The sequence below is a fragment of the Pseudoruminococcus massiliensis genome (assembly GCF_900291955.1).
Classification (GTDB): Bacteria; Bacillota; Clostridia; order Oscillospirales; family Acutalibacteraceae; genus Pseudoruminococcus; species Pseudoruminococcus massiliensis.
The window spans coordinates 96,271-112,148 of the sequence record NZ_OLMR01000005.1 but is presented as its reverse complement, the minus strand read 5'-3'; the positions used below and the strand labels follow the sequence as shown (position 1 = coordinate 112,148).

Here is a 15,878-nt window from a genome sequence, read left to right as displayed (position 1 = left end):
TTTATAATGCTTGACCAGCACTATCCGTTTACTCTGCCACCATTGCCATGTGCCTATAATGCACTTGAACCATATATTGATACAGAAACGATGCGTATACACCACGATATTATGTTCAAAAAATATGTTGATAATCTGAATATGATACTTAAAGATAATCCTATTTATCAGGATTGGAGTTTGCATAATCTTCTTGCTTATAGTTCCGATTTTGAAGATTTAATGGAAACTGCCCTGAAAAATAATGGTGGAGGTGTTATGAATCATTATATGTATTTTGACGGAATGACACCTAATAAGACAGAACCAAGCCAAAACTTACGAACAGCTATTATAAGAGATTTTGGTTCTATGCAAAGATTGTGCCAAGTGATGAAAACTGTAGCAATATCACAATTTGGTTCAGGGTATGCTTGGCTTATGTATGATAGCACCTCAAAGTTAAGAATAGTAAAAACACCTAATCAAGACCCCCCGCCACTTCTTATTTTACAGCCATTATTGGTTATAGATGTATGGGAACACGCATATTTTCTTCAATACGAGCAACAAAGAGATAAATATTTTGACGCATGGTGTAATGTTATTGATTGGGAAAAAGTGAGTGCGAGGTATCCAGCAGGATAAATTTTTTCAAAATATTGCTAAGACTTATTGCTTGTGATATAATAAAAAGGTGACATAAAGCTGATGTTATGTGAAAAGGCTTCATTGTCACCTTTGATTATTTTTGGAGAGAAATTTATTTATGAGGATACTTGGAATAGACCCAGGCTATGCAATAATCGGTTATGGAATCATAGATTTTTTCGGTGGAAAATATAAGACACTAAACTATGGTGCGATAACTACAAGCTCCGATACACCGTTTACGAAAAGGCTTGAGCTTATCTATGATGAGCTTGAACTTATTATTGCAAAGACCAAACCACAGGTTGCGGCAATAGAAAGGCTTTATTTTCAGAATAACCAAAAGACAGCCATTGATGTTGCACAAGCGAGAGGTGTAATAATGCTTGCTTTACAAAAAAGCAAACTGCCTGTTTTTGAGTATACCCCACTTCAGATAAAAACAGCCTTAACGGGTTATGGCAGAGCGAAAAAGCCACAGATGATGGAGATTGTAAGACGACATCTCGGGTTAAAGGAAGTTCCGAAACCCGATGATACCGCAGATGCACTTGCGGTGGCACTTTGTCATGCACAGTCAGCTGGTACTAAACTAAAAATGCTTTTAAATCAGAGTGGAAACACTCGTGGAACGCTCTATCCACAGGCTGACGCCTCAAAGTCTATTCTCCCGAAAAATTTACCACCAAAAAGAAAAGGATAATTTGAGATGATATATAGCTTATGCGGAACACTTATCCATGCTGAACCTACTTTTGTAGTTATTGAATGTTCAGGTGTTGGTTATAAGTGTTTGACAACTTTAAATACACAAAGGCTTTTGCCAAAAATCGGCGAACGCTGTACAATTTATACGCATATGCTCGTCAGAGATGATGCAATAGAGCTTTGCGGTTTTGCTGGTCAGGAGGAGCTTAATTGCTTTAAGTTGCTTATGTCAATAAGCGGTGTTGGTGCAAGACTTGCACTTGCCTTGCTTTCAGAGCTTCGCCCAGAACAAATTGCTATTGCGGTTTCCAGTGGCGATAGTAAAACGCTTACTCGTGCCAATGGTGTAGGTAAAAAGCTTGCCGAGAGAATTATTCTCGAATTAAAGGACAAGCTTAAACTGATTTCGACAACATCTGCAAGCACTTCATCAGATTTCGTCCCTACTCCGCAAGTAACTCAAGGAAATATACAAAAGGCTGTTGGAGCATTGGCGGTTTTGGGGTATGCAAGTAATGATGTTTTGCCGTTTATGGCAGGCATAGACCCAGATTTATCTGTTGAGGAAATTATAAAACTGACATTGAAAAAGATTGGTGCGTGACCGCATTAGCTAATGCACTTGCACTAAGACACCTAAAAGTTTTGCTCAAGCTTTTGAGCGAAGCCCTTAAAACCCACGAGGGACTCCGTCCCTCGACCCTGCAAGCCTTTAAAAAGGCTTGACCTAAATTTTAAAAGTCTTTAGGAAATCTGTTAGCTAATCGGAAGTTAGTTGGTAATTTCTTAGACCGCGTCAACAAACTTCCATTACGAATGTCGAGGTTTTGCTTGCAAAACCGATTCCGCGTCTTGACTGCGGCGGCTCGCCGCTTAAGGGCTTCGCCCTTAAAACCCATGAGGGACTCCGTCCCTCGACCCTGCAAGCCTTTAAAAAGGCTTGACCTGAATTTTAAGAGTCTTTAGGAAATCTGTTAGCTAATCGGAAGTTAATTGGTAATTTCTTAGACCGCGTCAACAAACTTCCATTACGAATGTCGAGGTTTTGCTTGCAAAACCGATTCCGCGTCTTGACTGCGGCGGCTCGCCGCTTAAGGGTTTCACCCTTAAAACCCACGAGGGACTCCGTCCCTCGACCCTGCAAGCCTTTAAAAAGGCTTGACCTAAATTTTAAAAGTCTTTAGGAAATCTGTTAGCTAATCGGAAGTTAGTTGGTAATTTCTTAGACCGCGTCAACAAACTTCCATTACGAATGTCGAGGTTTTGCTTGCAAAACCGATTCCGCGTCTTGACTGCGGCGGCTCGCCGCCTTGAGCGAAACTTTTGAGTGTCTTGGGGAAGTTTGATTAGCTAATTTATAACTACTTATTCCGAATAAATAATTCAGAGGAAAACACAAATGGAAGATTTTGATTTTGAAAATAGAATATTAGACCCCTCAGAGATAGCCTTGGATAACGAGGGCGAGAATCCTCTCCGCCCAAGAACTATGAACGACTATATCGGTCAGGAAAAAGTCAAGGAAAATCTTTCGATTTTTATAGAGGCTGCAAAACGTAGACGAGAAACTCTCGACCATGTTCTCTTATACGGTCCTCCGGGACTTGGTAAGACAACTCTTGCAGGAATTATAGCAAATGAAATGAATGTAAATCTTAGAATTACAAGCGGTCCTGCAATTGAGAAACCTGGCGATTTGGCGGCATTGCTCACAAATCTTAATGAGGGCGATGTACTTTTTATAGACGAAATTCACCGCATTTCTCGTGCGGTAGAGGAAGTTCTTTATCCCTCAATGGAGGATTTTGCGATTGATATTATAACAGGCAAGGGACAGATGGCAGCATCATATCACCTTCCATTGCCAAAATTTACGCTTGTTGGTGCGACAACTCGTGCCGGACAGCTTACAGCACCACTTCGTGACCGTTTTGGTGTTGTGCTTAGACTTGAACTTTATGCCCCAGAAGAACTCGCACGAATCATAACAAGAAGTGCGTCAATTCTTGGAATAGAAATTGACCCAGACGGAGCATTAGAGATAGCCTCACGCTCAAGAGGTACACCAAGAATAGCTAACAGGCTTTTAAAGCGTGTGCGTGATTTTGCGGAAGTTATTTCAAATGGTGTGATAACCTGCGAAACGGCACAGATTGCCCTTGATAAGCTTGAGATTGACGAGCTTGGACTCGATGCAAATGACCGCAGAATGTTAGAGGCACTTATCAAGTTTTATCGTGGAGGCCCTGTCGGACTTGAAACCCTTGCTGCTGCAATCGGCGAGGAAGCAGTAACAATAGAAGATGTTTACGAACCATATCTTATGCAGATAGGATTTTTGAACAGAACTCCGAGAGGTCGCTGTATAACTCGTGCGGCTTGTCAGCATTTAGGCTATGATATTCCTAATGCACAGGACGCACAAATATCATTTGATTAAATATATTCTGCAATAGGAGGATAGCTTATGGCAACTAATCAATTCAGAGTGAATCTTTTCCCAAGAGATGCAGCTGATTGTATTTATAATTATGTTGTACATGGAAGTATAACAGGAACTTTGATTGATAATTACACTGTCTATGAAAGCAACGGTTTAGTTTGTATGGTTATGGTCTTTGAAAAGCATTATTATAGAGCGGGCAATAGACTTACTCTTACAGTTGTTATTGATAATCTTAATGGTGTAACGAATGTAAGATCTATTGGTGGCGGTGGCGGAGAGGGACTTTTCTCTTTCGATTGGGGCGCATCTGAAAGCTTTTCAAATTGTGTAAGAAAGGCACTTGAGGCTTATATTGTAAGATAATAACTCTTTGCCCGAAAATTGTGGCAAGGAACTTAAATATATTTATATTAAGAGGAGATTTATATATAATGGGCAGATTATTTGGTACAGACGGTGCAAGAGGTGTGGCAAACTCAGAGCTTACCTGTGAGCTTGCAATGAATATCGGTAAGGCGGCTGCAATGGTTCTGACAGACAGTAAGAATAAGCACCCGAAAATCCTCATAGGAAAGGATACAAGAATTTCTTCTGATATGCTCGAAAATGCCCTTGTTGCAGGACTTTGCTCAGTTGGAGCAGATGTTATATTGCTTGGTGTTGTTCCTACGCCAGCAGTTGCATATCTTGTAAGAAAGTATAATGCTGATGCAGGAATTATGATTTCAGCATCACACAATCCTTTTGAATTTAACGGAATTAAGATTTTTAGCGGAAGTGGATATAAACTTCCTGACGCTTTAGAAAACGAAATAGAGGCTATCGTACTTGATGGAAGTGAGCCTTATCCTTGCCCAACACACGATGGAATAGGCTCTGTCACCTGCTCAGAAAATGGTGCTGAGGATTATATTGAGCATATAAAGTCCACGATTTCCGATTCTATTTCTGGTATGAAAATTGCTTTCGATTGCTCAAATGGTTCAGCATCAAGAACAGCGAAAAAGCTTTTCACAGATTTAGGCATAGATTGTGTTATGCTCAATGATACTCCAGACGGAAAGAACATAAATAATAAGTGCGGTTCAACTCATATGGAAAAGCTTGCAGAGTATGTAAAAACTCACAATGACATTGATGCAGGTATTGCATTTGATGGTGATGCCGATAGATGCCTTGCAGTTGACGAAAACGGTGAAATTCTTGACGGCGATTTCATTATGACAATCTGTGCAATGGATATGCGTTCAAAAGGTACTCTTGCAAAAGAAACTATGGTCGGAACAGTTATGGCAAATATGGGTGTAAATCGTTTCTGTGCAGATAATAATATCGGCTTTGTTGCAACAAGTGTCGGCGATAGATATGTTCTTGAGGAAATGCTCGCAAAGGGCTATAATTTCGGCGGCGAACAATCCGGTCATGTTATATTCCTCGATTATGGTACAACTGGCGATGGTCAGCTTACTGCGGCACAGCTTCTGAGCATTGTAAACCGCAGAAATGCAAAGCTTTCAAATGTTCGTCATGTTATGAAAAAGTATCCACAGGTACTTATAAATATTAAGGTTTCACCTGAGGGCAGGGCAAAATTTGCCACAGATTCAGATATTGCAGAGAAGATAGACAGCGTTAAGAATATTCTGGGTAAGAGCGGAAGAATACTTGTAAGAGTTTCTGGTACAGAACCGCTCGTAAGAGTTATGCTCGAGGGCGAATCTGAGGAGCAAATCCAAAAGCTTGCCCAAGAAACAGCCGACCTTATCAAAGAACGCCTTAGCTAACAGATTTCCTAAAGACAATTAAAAGTTTAGGTCAAGCCTTTTTAAAGGCTTGCGGTTTCCAAAGGCAGAGCCTTTGGTCACTCTCCGCAGAGAGCGAAATTCTTTATGCTCCTCAAAGCGCAGGAGGGTAGAAAAACATTCCGGTGGAATGTTTTTCGTAGGGAACCCTCGCAGGGGGTTCCCTGTAAGACTAATATTGCTAGCAATAGAGAAAAAAGAGGTGGACTTCGTCCACCTCTCAGGAGCAAAGAAATGTTAAGGGCGTTGCCCTTAAGCGGCGATCCGCCGCACCCAAGACGCAGAATCGGTTTTGCAAGCAAAACCTCGACATTCGCAATAGAAGTTTGTTGACGCGGTCGAAGAAATTACCAATTAACTACCGAGAGGGCGGACTCCGTCCCTCGACCCTGCGAGCAGCTTTCACCAGCAAAGCTGGTGTAGAAAAGGCTCGAGCGAAACTTCTAAGTGTCTAAGGAAATTTTGTTCACGCGGCGGAATTAACTACCGAATACACTTCCCAAATATGGAGGTATATAATGAGAGAAGCACAATGGAAAGATTATGAGCTTATAGATTGCTCTTGTGGAGAAAGACTTGAAAGATGGGGCGATATTATTCTTATTCGTCCTGACCCTCAGGTTATCTTCAATACTGAAAAAACAAATCCGCTTTGGCGACAGGCACACGCAAGATACCACCGCTCAAATACTGGCGGTGGTGCGTGGCAAACCTACAAGCCTATTCCAAAGCAATGGGAGATTAAATATAAAGATCTTACTTTCGGCATAAAACCTATGGGCTTTAAGCATACAGGTATCTTCCCCGAACAGGCTGTAAACTGGGATTTCGCTATAAATAAAATTAAATCAGCAAAAAGACCTGTAAAAATTCTGAATATGTTTGCATATACCGGTGCGGCAACTCTTGCTTGTCTTTCAGCTGGTGCGTCTGTATGCCATGTTGACGCATCTAAGGGTATGGTACAATGGGCAAAGGAAAATGCTACAAAAAGCGGTCTTGCGGATAAGCCTGTTCGTTGGCTTGTTGATGACTGCGTTAAGTTTGTACAGCGTGAGCAAAGGCGTGGAAATAAGTATGACGGCATAATTATGGACCCTCCAAGCTATGGCAGAGGTCCGGGTGGAGAAGTATGGAAGCTCGAAGAACAGCTTTATTCTCTTGTTGAACTTTGTATGCCGATTCTTAGTGATGACGCACTTTTCTTTATTCTCAATTCCTATACAACAGGTCTTTCACCTGCGGTTATGGAATATCTTCTCGGTGTAATGCTTAAAAAGCGTTTTGGCGGTAAGGTTTCAAGCTCGGAAATCGGACTTCATGTCACAGAATCAGGTATGACACTTCCTTGCGGAAGTACAGCTATCTGGGAAAAGTAAGTTATGAATAAGCTTATCGAAGTAAAAAATATTTTTTATAAATATCCTGCCGATGAGGAGGACACCGAAAATAAACAGACAGATGTTTTAAGAGGAGTTTCGCTTGATGTAGGCGAGGGAGAATTTATTGCCATTCTCGGACACAACGGTTCAGGAAAATCCACGCTTGCAAGAATGTTAAACGGACTTATACTTCCCGATAATGGAACTGTACTTGTAGACGGAATGGACACCGCGGACGACGAACATATCTTTGATATACGGAGCAGAGTCGGACTTGTCTTGCAAAATCCCGACAACCAGCTTGTAACAAGTATTGTTGAAGAAGATGTAGCCTTTGCACCTGAAAATCTTGGCATAAAACCAAAGGAAATACGCAGGCGTGTTGATGAGGCTTTGAGGGCGGTTGATATGTATGAGCATAGAAGAAGTGCCGTACACAAGCTTTCGGGTGGTCAGAAACAGAGAGTTGCCATTGCAGGTATTCTTGCAATGGAGCCTAAGTGCATTGTGCTTGATGAACCGACAGCAATGCTCGACCCAAAGGGCAGAGAGGAAGTTCTTGAGGCTGTCACAAAGCTAAGAACCGAGCAAGGAATAAGCATAGTTCTTATAACCCACTATATGCAGGAGGCAACTCTTGCAGATAGAATAATCGTTATGGATAGCGGAAAAATTCTCACACAGGGCACGCCAAAAGAGGTATTTTCCGAAACAGAGCTTTTGCTTTCGCATAGTCTTTCTGTTCCGCAAAGCAGCGAATTGATTTATAAATTAAAAAAGGCTGGCTTTGAGCTTCCAGACGGAATTGTTTCCGATGATGAATGTGTTGATGAGTTGGTTAAGCTGATTAAGGGAGTGTAAAATGTCATTACTCGAAGTTAAAAATCTTACCTTTGAATACGGAACGGGCAAATTCAGAAATCTCGCACTTAATGACGTCAGCTTTTCGCTCGAAAAGGGAGAAATTCTTTCTATAATCGGTCATACAGGGTCGGGAAAATCCACTCTCGTTCAAACTCTCAACGGTTTGCTAAAGCCAAAGTCAGGCACAGTTTGTCTTGACGGCGAGAATATTTTCAGTAGCACTGAGCTTTTGAAAAAAGCAAGATTCAGAGTAGGACTTGTATTTCAATATCCTGAATATCAGCTTTTCGAGGAAAGCGTTTTCAAGGATATTTCGTTCGGCCCTAAAAATATGGGACTTGACAATGAAGAAATTGGCAGGAGAGTTTTTGAAGCGTCAAGCTTTGTTGGTTTGCGTAGTGAACTTTTGGGTAAATCACCGTTTGAGCTTTCTGGCGGTGAAAAGAGGAGAACAGCCATTGCAGGTATTCTTGCAATGGAACCCGAAATCCTTATTCTTGATGAACCAACCGCAGGTCTTGACCCTGGAAGTGGCAGAAATCTTATAGAAAACCTAATAAAGCTGAGAGATAAAAATGGTACGACAATAATTATCGTTTCTCATAGTATGGAAAATACTGCAAAGATTTCTGATAAAATTATGGTTATGAATGCAGGAAAGTGCGAGATGTTCGGCACGCCAAAAGAAATTTTCTCACAAGAAGAAAGGCTTTCAGAGCTTTCACTCGGCATACCACAGATAACCCGTATAATGAAAAGCTTAAAACAAAGAGGCTGTGCCGTTCGTGATGATATTCTTACAGTTAATGAAGCCTTCGTTGAGCTTATAAGCTTACTTTCGAGGAGGGAAAACTTATGAGTGATATTACGATAGGACAATATGTAGAGGGCAGGTCGCTTATACATCGCCTTGATGTAAGAGTAAAGCTGGTTCTTATGCTTTGTGGCATAACCTTTGTATTTATAGCAGGAAATTACTTTTCAATGGCACTTATAACAGCTTTTACGATTTTTATAATGCTCCTTACGGGCATAAGTCTTTTCAAATATATAAAAAGCATAAAAGCCGTTATTATGATAGTTCTTTTTACAGCGATTTTGAATCTTTTTTATGGTAGTGGTGAGCCTATATTCAAATGGGGCTTTATGGAGATAACTGAGGCAGGCATAAATAATGCTGTATTTGTTGCGGCAAGAGTTATACTTATAGTACTTATGAGTGGGGTCCTGACCTTTACAACCTCTCCGACAGACCTAACAGACGGTTTGGAAAGAATAATGAAACCGCTGAAAATCTTCCATATAAAAGTACATGAAATTGCTATGATGATGTCTATTGCACTACGGTTTATACCTACTCTTTTTGATGAATTCAATAAGATAAGCAATGCACAAAAATCAAGAGGCGCTGACCTCGAGAGCGGTAACTTTATTACAAGGATTAAGGCTTTTGTTCCTATACTTATTCCGCTTTTTATATCGTCATTCCGCAGAGCAAATGACCTTGCCACTGCTATGGAGTGCCGTTGCTATAATGGCGGTGATGGCAGAACACGAATGAAAGTTCTGAAAATAAAGCCGAGAGATATTATCGCATTAAGCGTTTCAGTATTAGTATTTGTTGGGGTGATACTTTGCAACATATTTCTACCATCTCCAGTGAGATGAAGAATATTCTTGTTTCAATTTCATATGACGGCAGTGCCTTTCATGGTTGGCAGATTCAAAAAAACGCTGTAACTGTTCAAGAGGAATTTCAGAAAGCTTTATATAAGGTTATCGGAGAGCGTGTCGATATAAAAGGCTCAAGCCGTACAGATTCAGGCGTTCACGCATATGAATATTGTATAAGCTTTAAAACAACACATTCTATTCCGCCAGAAAGGCTTGTAGCCGCACTTAACACCTATCTTCCAAAGACCATAGCTGCTAAAAAGGCTTGTTATGTTTCGGAAGATTTTCACGCACGATATTCCTCACTTGGTAAGGAGTATGTATATAAGATATATAACGCAAAAATTCGTGACCCATTTCTCGAGGGCTACGCCTTGCATTATTGGTATCCACTTGATGAAAAGGTTCTTGATAAGGCGGCAAAGGACTTTATTGGCTATCACGATTTCACATCTTTCTGTACGCTCGATTCAAGAGAAATCGGAGATTTTCGCCGTACAGTGCGCAATGCATCAGTAACTCGTGACGGCGATATGGTATATTTTACAGTAGAGGCTGACGGCTTTCTGTATAATATGGTTCGCATAATGGTAGGTACTCTCTTGCGAATAGCACAGGGAAAATTTCCACCAGATAGCATACCGGAAATTATACAAGCAAAAGACCGCCATAAAGCTGGACCTACCGCACCACCGGAGGGCTTATATCTCAATCAAGTAATATATTAAGACAATTAAAAGTCTATTAGTTACAAAACAAAGGCAGAAAGGACTGTATTCCTTTCCGCCTTTATTTTATTAGTTATTGAAGTTATTGTTTTGCTGGTTATTAAAATTGTTGTTGTTCTTATGGTTTTGTGACTGATTATTATTTTGCTGATTTTGTGATTGATTATTATTTTGCTGATTTTGTGATTGATTGCTATTTTGCTGATTGTTGAAATTATTGTTGCTTTGACGGTTTTGAGAATGGTTGTTCTGCTGATTTTGTCTGCTCATCATCTCACCCCCTTCTGAAATATATTATCGACGGGAATTAGAATTTTATTCAAAGAGGCTTCAAGAATAAATAGAATATTTTTTGCAATAAAATCGTTGAGAACTTGCCATATTTATGGTATTATTTTAAAAAAAGATTTTTTCAGGTGATGATATTGAATATAGATTTTTTAAAACAAGATTTTCTCGAGGACGCAAAATCCGTTTTTGGTTCAGACTATGAAGCGTTTCTTGAAACCTTTAATGAAAAGCCTTATCGTGGAATAAGTGTAAACACTCTTAAAATTACTGCTGAAAGGCTTAAAGAGTTATTAGTATATAAACTTGAAAAAACGCCTATGTATAAGAATGGTTATTATATTGATAGTGAAATTGAAGGATTGGGTAATAACCCATTACATCACGCAGGAGCGTTTTATGTTCAAGAACCATCAGCTTCTGCACCGGTTTCCTTGCTTGATGTTCAGGAGGGAGAGCGTATACTTGATTTATGCTCTGCTCCTGGCGGAAAATCCTCTCAGATACTTGCTTTATTGAATAATACTGGTTTACTTTGGTCTAATGAATATGTAAAATCCCGTTCTCAAATTTTGCTTTCTAATTTAGAGCGAATGGGTGCAAGAAATTTTGTGGTTTCAAATTGTAGTGCTGATACACTTTGTGATGGTCTTGAGGGATTTTTCGACAAAATTCTTGTTGACGCACCTTGTTCTGGAGAAGGAATGTTCAGAAAGAATCACGATGCCTCAGATGAATGGAGTAGAGATAATGTCAAGCTTTGTGCTGAAAGACAGCTTTTTATACTTGAATCAGCATCAAAGGCTCTAAGAGCAGGCGGAATGCTTGTTTATTCTACTTGCACATTTTCTTATGAGGAAAATGAAGGAGTAGTTTCAGAATTTCTGAAACGCAATGAAGATTTCGCTATTGATGAAATTGAGTATTCTTTTGGCAGAAAATCTGATTTAAAAGGTTGTGTCAGAATAAGTCCACTTGAAGGTGGCGAAGGACAGTTTATGGTAAGGCTAAGAAAATCTGGTAATGAGCCTGCTTGTGACGGAGATTACAAGTTCAATAATAATGAAAATAAACTTGTTTCAGGTTTTATTGACGAAGTATTTAGCATAAAGCCAAGCGGAAATATTGAAATTATTGGTGATAGAGCTTATATATTCCCAGAAAATCTTCCCAAGCTTAACGGACTTGGAGTTATTCGTGCAGGGGTTTTTCTTGGTGAAATCAAGAAAAATCGTATAGAGCCTGCACACGCATTATTTTCGGCATATACGAAAGAATATTTCAAAAATGTTCTCAATCTCAAACTAAATGATGAGCGTGTAGAAAAGTTTCTTAGTGGAGAAGAGATTGATTGCGAAAACCAAAAAGGTTATACACTTCTTGCTGTTGAGGGAGTTTCACTTGGTTTTGGCAAATGCTCAAACGGCAGAATGAAAAATAAATATCCTAAGGGTTTAAGGCGTGTATAAATTCTTAAACTTAAAAGATTCTAAGGGGCTGTGAAGAAATGAAGTTGTGCTTATCTTTGTGCGTGATATATTTTATAATATCATTGAATATTTCTTCCGCAGTGTCTATCAAATTCTCGTTTATGAAGTTGCCGAATGTTTTGTATGTTGGACTATAATTAATCGCGGTGTTCTTCACAAACTTATTATACCACAGAAGGCACATAACCGAAAGTGATAACGGTTATGTGCCTTCTTGTTTTTTCACAACTCCTTGACATAAACTTTAATTTGTCTTAGGGCATTGCGTTAGCTAATCGGTAGTTTAGTCCTCCGCAGCTACAATCTAATTTAACCAACACTATAAATAATAGTATGTTTTATTATTTGAAAGCTCTATCTTTTTTGAACCCTCAAACTCAACACTTCTGAATTCGCCCTTAATTTCCTCGCCGTCAAGCATATATATAACGCCCTTGCCGTCAATTCTGCCATCAACAAATTCTCCAGTAAATCTATGGTCACTATAAAGTATAGTACACTTTCCGTCTGGCTTGCCATTCTTCAATTTACCAGTAAACTGTCCGCCATCTAAAGCGTATTCAACAACATATCCTGTTCCTTTGCGATACATATCGTATTCTCCATCAGCAAGCTCATCACATTTCGGAAGCTCTTCAATCTTACGGAGAATAACACTCATATTCTTCTGTTCCTGACCAGCCTTAAAGATACCTTCAAAGCTTTTTTCACCATCTTCATTGAAGCTCGCACCGAAACCATCACGCATACCGTTTCTGACATTTCCATCAAACCGCAATGCACCGTTTTCTTCGGAGTACTCTCTCATATAAACAAGTTCACCTGAAGAATAAATACACTCACGAATGATTTTTCCATTTGAGATTTCATTTATTCTGCCGTTTTTCTTGCCATTTTTGAACATACCAACACAAGAAATTTCGCCATTAGAATAGCAAATTCCACAGCCATTATATTCGTTTTCAAAAAATTTTCCACGGTAGACCATAGAGCCGTTTTCGTATTTGCATCCATAGCCGTTTTTCTTGCCGTCTTTGAATGAACCTGCATAAACAAGCAAATCATCTTCATAAAGTCTACCCTCACCGCAGTAAACACCTTCTGAAAATTCGCCGTCATAAACCTTTATGCCCTTGATATACTCTGTACCCTTGCCAGAGCGTTTGCCGTTTTTCCATTCACCTGAATAGACAAGTTCACCATTTGCAGTATATTCGGACATCAAACCGTTTGCCTCGCCATCGGAGAAACGACCTTCATAGTACGAACCATCAGAATTGTAAACTCTACCATTTCCGCTTGAAAGATTATTTGCAAACAAGCCCTCATAAATAAGCTTGCCATTTTTATCGTATTGTTTGCCCTCACCCTCGGCAGCACCATATCTGAATTCACCCTCAATAAAGCCACCGTCTGCAAGATAAAGTATTCCTTTGCCGTTATATCTTCCACCACGCCATTCGCCATTATAATGGATTGTGCCGTCTTCATTGTATTCAATACCCTTGCCGGAGCGTTCACCACGATTCATTTCACCACTATAAAGCAAAGCTCCTGATGGTGCAAAAATCGTACCTCTGCCAGTAAATTTACCATTTTGATAAATTCCTACGACAACATTTTCGCCGATAGTCATAACACCTGCACCGTCACGCTTACCGTCTTTATATGTACCAAAATATTTAAGTTCGCCCTCGCTATTAAAGCTTGCTCCTGAACCCGACGGTTTATTATTATGCCATTTTCCTGTATAGCAAGCACCATCTATGGAATACGCTGTTCCAAGACCCTCACGCTTATTTTCGCACCACGCACCAACATAACAAAGATTACCCGATTTGAAATAATAAGCACCAAATCCACTTCTTTTATCGTCTTTATAGTTACCCTCATAGGCTGTTATACCATTTTCCATTGCGGTGCGACCTCTGCCATCACGCATATCGTCTGTAAGTTCTCCAAAATAGAAATATCTATCCTTTTCGGTTTTGATTTCTTTTTTGGGAAGATTTTCGTAGGGACAATCTGACGCAAAAGCACAAAGTGTTTCTCTGAGCTCCTGAGGAATTACCTGCTCATAAACAAAGCCCTCATCTTCGGAGTCTTGTTCTTTTTCTTTCTCATCTTCTTTTGAGATTTCTGCGATAAACTCATCTTTTGTGGCAGTTTCAAAAACGCTGTCATCTATGCTTGGAATAGGAAGTTCTTCGTTTTCATCTGCAATTTCAGTATCGGGTTCTGCTAAAATGGTAGTATTATCTTCCTTTTCAGTAGACTTATTTTCAGATTTTTTCGGCTTAACTTTGATAGTACGCTTTTCTGTTTTCTCGATTTTTTCAATTTTATCCGTTTTTTCTAAATCTTCGGCATTTTTCGCCATTTCGATATGCTGAGGCTCGGACTTTTTAGTGTCAGTTTTTTCATAAGCCTCTGCTTCGGAAAGATTTATATGCTTTCCTTCGCCATTTTCCGCTATTGTAAATGCTGACTTTACTGTTTCAACATCTTCATCGCTTTGAACTTCAAGCAGTTTTTTTAATGCGGCAGTACGAACCTCAATTTCGTCCTTAGTACAGTAATAGTATGCACCTGTGCTTGTTTTACAGAAAATCTGTGGTTCGCCTGTAAGTCCGTTAAGCTCTTTTGTAATATCCTTGCCTGTGCGTTCAGTGAAAGCATGGAGTTTTTCGTACTGGTTATTTACAGTTTTTATAAGAATATATTCGCTATTTTCAATAGATGGTGTGATAATCATAGTCGGAATAACTCTGTTATCAGCAAAAAATTCTACACGAATGATTTCGTGTTCAAGACTGAAGAATATTTTTTTATATAGGCGCTTTGACTTATCAAAACACTCTATTCTATATCCACCATCACAAGGAACTGTTCTTTCGCACTGACTATTTCCGCAGAATTTTTTCCAGTTAAGAACCTTACCTTGCTCCATACTATAAGAGAGCTTATATGTATCATCGTCACATTTCAGAGTAAGTCTGCCCCTTATGTTATGCCTTGCTTTAAAAAATTCCTTTCGGACATCATAAAGACCGTCTGATGAATCAGCCTTTTCAATATCAAGGTTATATATAGACAATATAGTATCATTGCTCTTTGGAGCATTTTTAAGTTCATAATCCATTATCTTCAGTCCTTATTTAAAATTGCTTAGTGGATTGCTATCAATTAGCTAATACAAAAGAAGTTTATTAACGCAGAGGAAATATCTACCGAGAGAGCAAACACAGTTTGTCATTATTTAGCGTTCTTGACGAATTCTCGGTTATCCCACATATATATTATACCAGAAATTAAGGTCAAAGCAACTACTATCCACATCAGAATATCGCTTGCAACATAAAATATCGAACTTATAAGTCCTATATTCTCAAGTGATATACAGCCCATTGCGTTCAGCTCAAGTATATACTGCATAATCAGTATGAGAAGTACAGCTACAATCTGACTTACTGTCTTAGCTTTACCCCAGTTATTGGCGGCAACTACCTTGCCTCTGCCAGCGGCCACAAGTCGCATTGATGTTACCATAAATTCTCTTGTCAGAATTAGTATAAGAACTATCGCATTTGTCAAACCAACTTGCACAAAACAAGCAAGTGCCGCAGTAACCATTATTTTATCAGCCAATGGGTCGGCAAATTTTCCGAAATCTGTTATAAGATTATTCTTTCGAGCAATTTTCCCATCAAGATGGTCTGTATATGAAGCAGCTCCGAAAATTATTGCCGCTATTATGTAATGATGTGGAATTTGCGGCAAAAGCAATACTGCTACAAAAAATGGTACAAGTATAATACGCAAAACTGTAAGTTTATTCGGCGTATTCATTTTTGAAGCCACTCCCT

The 15,878-nt window shown here is 39.4% G+C and carries 15 protein-coding genes; 12 read left to right on the top strand and 3 right to left on the bottom strand.

Annotation, left to right across the window (positions count from 1 at the left end):
• The first annotated feature begins 6 nt into the window (after positions 1-6).
• The 11 genes from C9914_RS07990 to truA all read left to right on the top strand — a co-directional run bounded on the left by C9914_RS07990 (position 7) and on the right by truA (position 10,234).
• Positions 7-627, top strand: coding sequence for a superoxide dismutase (locus C9914_RS07990; protein WP_022264256.1), 621 nt, complete (start codon positions 7-9; stop codon positions 625-627).
• A 121-nt stretch (positions 628-748) separates the two neighbouring features.
• Positions 749-1,333 carry a crossover junction endodeoxyribonuclease RuvC gene (gene ruvC / locus C9914_RS07985; protein WP_106764628.1) on the top strand — a complete coding sequence of 195 codons (585 nt, stop codon included), beginning with the start codon at positions 749-751 and terminating at the stop codon, positions 1,331-1,333.
• 6 nt (positions 1,334-1,339) lie between these two features.
• Complete coding sequence (gene ruvA, locus C9914_RS07980; protein ID WP_022264258.1) at positions 1,340-1,942, top strand: Holliday junction branch migration protein RuvA; 603 nt, start codon at positions 1,340-1,342, stop codon at positions 1,940-1,942.
• A 795-nt stretch (positions 1,943-2,737) separates the two neighbouring features.
• Positions 2,738-3,778 (top strand): Holliday junction branch migration DNA helicase RuvB, encoded by a 1,041-nt coding sequence (gene ruvB, locus C9914_RS07975; protein ID WP_106764626.1) that lies wholly within the window; start codon positions 2,738-2,740, stop codon positions 3,776-3,778.
• 27 nt (positions 3,779-3,805) lie between these two features.
• Positions 3,806-4,147, top strand: a complete 342-nt coding sequence (locus tag C9914_RS07970) for a DUF6054 family protein (protein WP_106764624.1) — start codon at positions 3,806-3,808, stop codon at positions 4,145-4,147.
• A 68-nt stretch (positions 4,148-4,215) separates the two neighbouring features.
• Complete coding sequence (gene glmM / locus C9914_RS07965) at positions 4,216-5,568, top strand: phosphoglucosamine mutase (RefSeq protein WP_106764623.1); 1,353 nt, start codon at positions 4,216-4,218, stop codon at positions 5,566-5,568.
• 536 nt (positions 5,569-6,104) lie between these two features.
• Positions 6,105-6,965: a class I SAM-dependent methyltransferase gene (locus C9914_RS07960; protein WP_106764621.1), complete on the top strand. Its 861-nt coding sequence runs from the start codon at positions 6,105-6,107 to the stop codon at positions 6,963-6,965.
• Positions 6,966-6,968: 3 nt separating this feature from the next.
• Positions 6,969-7,829, top strand: a complete 861-nt coding sequence (locus C9914_RS07955; protein WP_106764619.1) for an energy-coupling factor transporter ATPase — start codon at positions 6,969-6,971, stop codon at positions 7,827-7,829.
• Between the two features lies 1 nt (position 7,830).
• Positions 7,831-8,691, top strand: a complete 861-nt coding sequence (locus C9914_RS07950) for an energy-coupling factor transporter ATPase (RefSeq protein WP_106764617.1) — start codon at positions 7,831-7,833, stop codon at positions 8,689-8,691.
• Entirely contained in the window at positions 8,688-9,500 is an 813-nt protein-coding gene (locus C9914_RS07945) for an energy-coupling factor transporter transmembrane component T family protein (RefSeq protein ID WP_106764615.1), read from the top strand. The genes C9914_RS07950 and C9914_RS07945 overlap by 4 nt, the downstream gene beginning before the upstream one ends.
• On the top strand, positions 9,467-10,234 hold the full coding sequence (gene truA, locus C9914_RS07940) for a tRNA pseudouridine(38-40) synthase TruA (protein WP_306373306.1): 768 nt from the start codon (positions 9,467-9,469) through the stop codon (positions 10,232-10,234). Before C9914_RS07945 ends, truA begins: the two co-directional genes overlap by 34 nt.
• A 69-nt stretch (positions 10,235-10,303) precedes the next feature.
• Here truA and C9914_RS07935 read toward each other — a convergent pair whose 3' ends face one another.
• Positions 10,304-10,507 (bottom strand): hypothetical protein, encoded by a 204-nt coding sequence (locus C9914_RS07935; protein ID WP_158707376.1) that lies wholly within the window; start codon positions 10,505-10,507, stop codon positions 10,304-10,306.
• 152 nt (positions 10,508-10,659) lie between these two features.
• Here C9914_RS07935 and C9914_RS07930 point away from each other — a divergent pair, with 152 nt between their 5' ends.
• Positions 10,660-11,991 (top strand): RsmB/NOP family class I SAM-dependent RNA methyltransferase, encoded by a 1,332-nt coding sequence (locus tag C9914_RS07930; protein WP_158707375.1) that lies wholly within the window; start codon positions 10,660-10,662, stop codon positions 11,989-11,991.
• A 340-nt stretch (positions 11,992-12,331) separates the two neighbouring features.
• On the opposite strand, the gene C9914_RS07925 is transcribed toward C9914_RS07930, so the two are convergent.
• Both C9914_RS07925 and pgsA read right to left on the bottom strand, forming a co-directional pair.
• Positions 12,332-15,154, bottom strand: a complete 2,823-nt coding sequence (locus C9914_RS07925) for a hypothetical protein (RefSeq protein WP_106764608.1) — start codon at positions 15,152-15,154, stop codon at positions 12,332-12,334.
• A 113-nt stretch (positions 15,155-15,267) separates the two neighbouring features.
• A complete protein-coding gene (gene pgsA, locus C9914_RS07920) occupies positions 15,268-15,861 on the bottom strand; it encodes a CDP-diacylglycerol--glycerol-3-phosphate 3-phosphatidyltransferase (RefSeq protein WP_106764606.1) in 594 nt (197 codons plus the stop codon).
• Between the last annotated feature and the right edge of the window lie 17 nt (positions 15,862-15,878).

What these genes read in the sequence shown, in the direction of transcription:
- C9914_RS07945 (WP_106764615.1), top strand. Translation starts at nt 8,688, where the DNA reads ATGAGTGATATTACGATAGGACAATATGTAGAGGGCAGGTCGCTTATA.
- C9914_RS07970 (WP_106764624.1), top strand. Translation starts at nt 3,806, where the DNA reads ATGGCAACTAATCAATTCAGAGTGAATCTTTTCCCAAGAGATGCAGCT.
- C9914_RS07950 (WP_106764617.1), top strand. Translation starts at nt 7,831, where the DNA reads ATGTCATTACTCGAAGTTAAAAATCTTACCTTTGAATACGGAACGGGC.
- pgsA (WP_106764606.1), bottom strand. Translation starts at nt 15,861, where the DNA reads ATGAATACGCCGAATAAACTTACAGTTTTGCGTATTATACTTGTACCA.
- ruvB (WP_106764626.1), top strand. Translation starts at nt 2,738, where the DNA reads ATGGAAGATTTTGATTTTGAAAATAGAATATTAGACCCCTCAGAGATA.
- ruvC (WP_106764628.1), top strand. Translation starts at nt 749, where the DNA reads ATGAGGATACTTGGAATAGACCCAGGCTATGCAATAATCGGTTATGGA.
- glmM (WP_106764623.1), top strand. Translation starts at nt 4,216, where the DNA reads ATGGGCAGATTATTTGGTACAGACGGTGCAAGAGGTGTGGCAAACTCA.
- C9914_RS07960 (WP_106764621.1), top strand. Translation starts at nt 6,105, where the DNA reads ATGAGAGAAGCACAATGGAAAGATTATGAGCTTATAGATTGCTCTTGT.
- ruvA (WP_022264258.1), top strand. Translation starts at nt 1,340, where the DNA reads ATGATATATAGCTTATGCGGAACACTTATCCATGCTGAACCTACTTTT.
- C9914_RS07955 (WP_106764619.1), top strand. Translation starts at nt 6,969, where the DNA reads ATGAATAAGCTTATCGAAGTAAAAAATATTTTTTATAAATATCCTGCC.
- C9914_RS07935 (WP_158707376.1), bottom strand. Translation starts at nt 10,507, where the DNA reads ATGATGAGCAGACAAAATCAGCAGAACAACCATTCTCAAAACCGTCAA.
- C9914_RS07925 (WP_106764608.1), bottom strand. Translation starts at nt 15,154, where the DNA reads ATGGATTATGAACTTAAAAATGCTCCAAAGAGCAATGATACTATATTG.
- C9914_RS07990 (WP_022264256.1), top strand. Translation starts at nt 7, where the DNA reads ATGCTTGACCAGCACTATCCGTTTACTCTGCCACCATTGCCATGTGCC.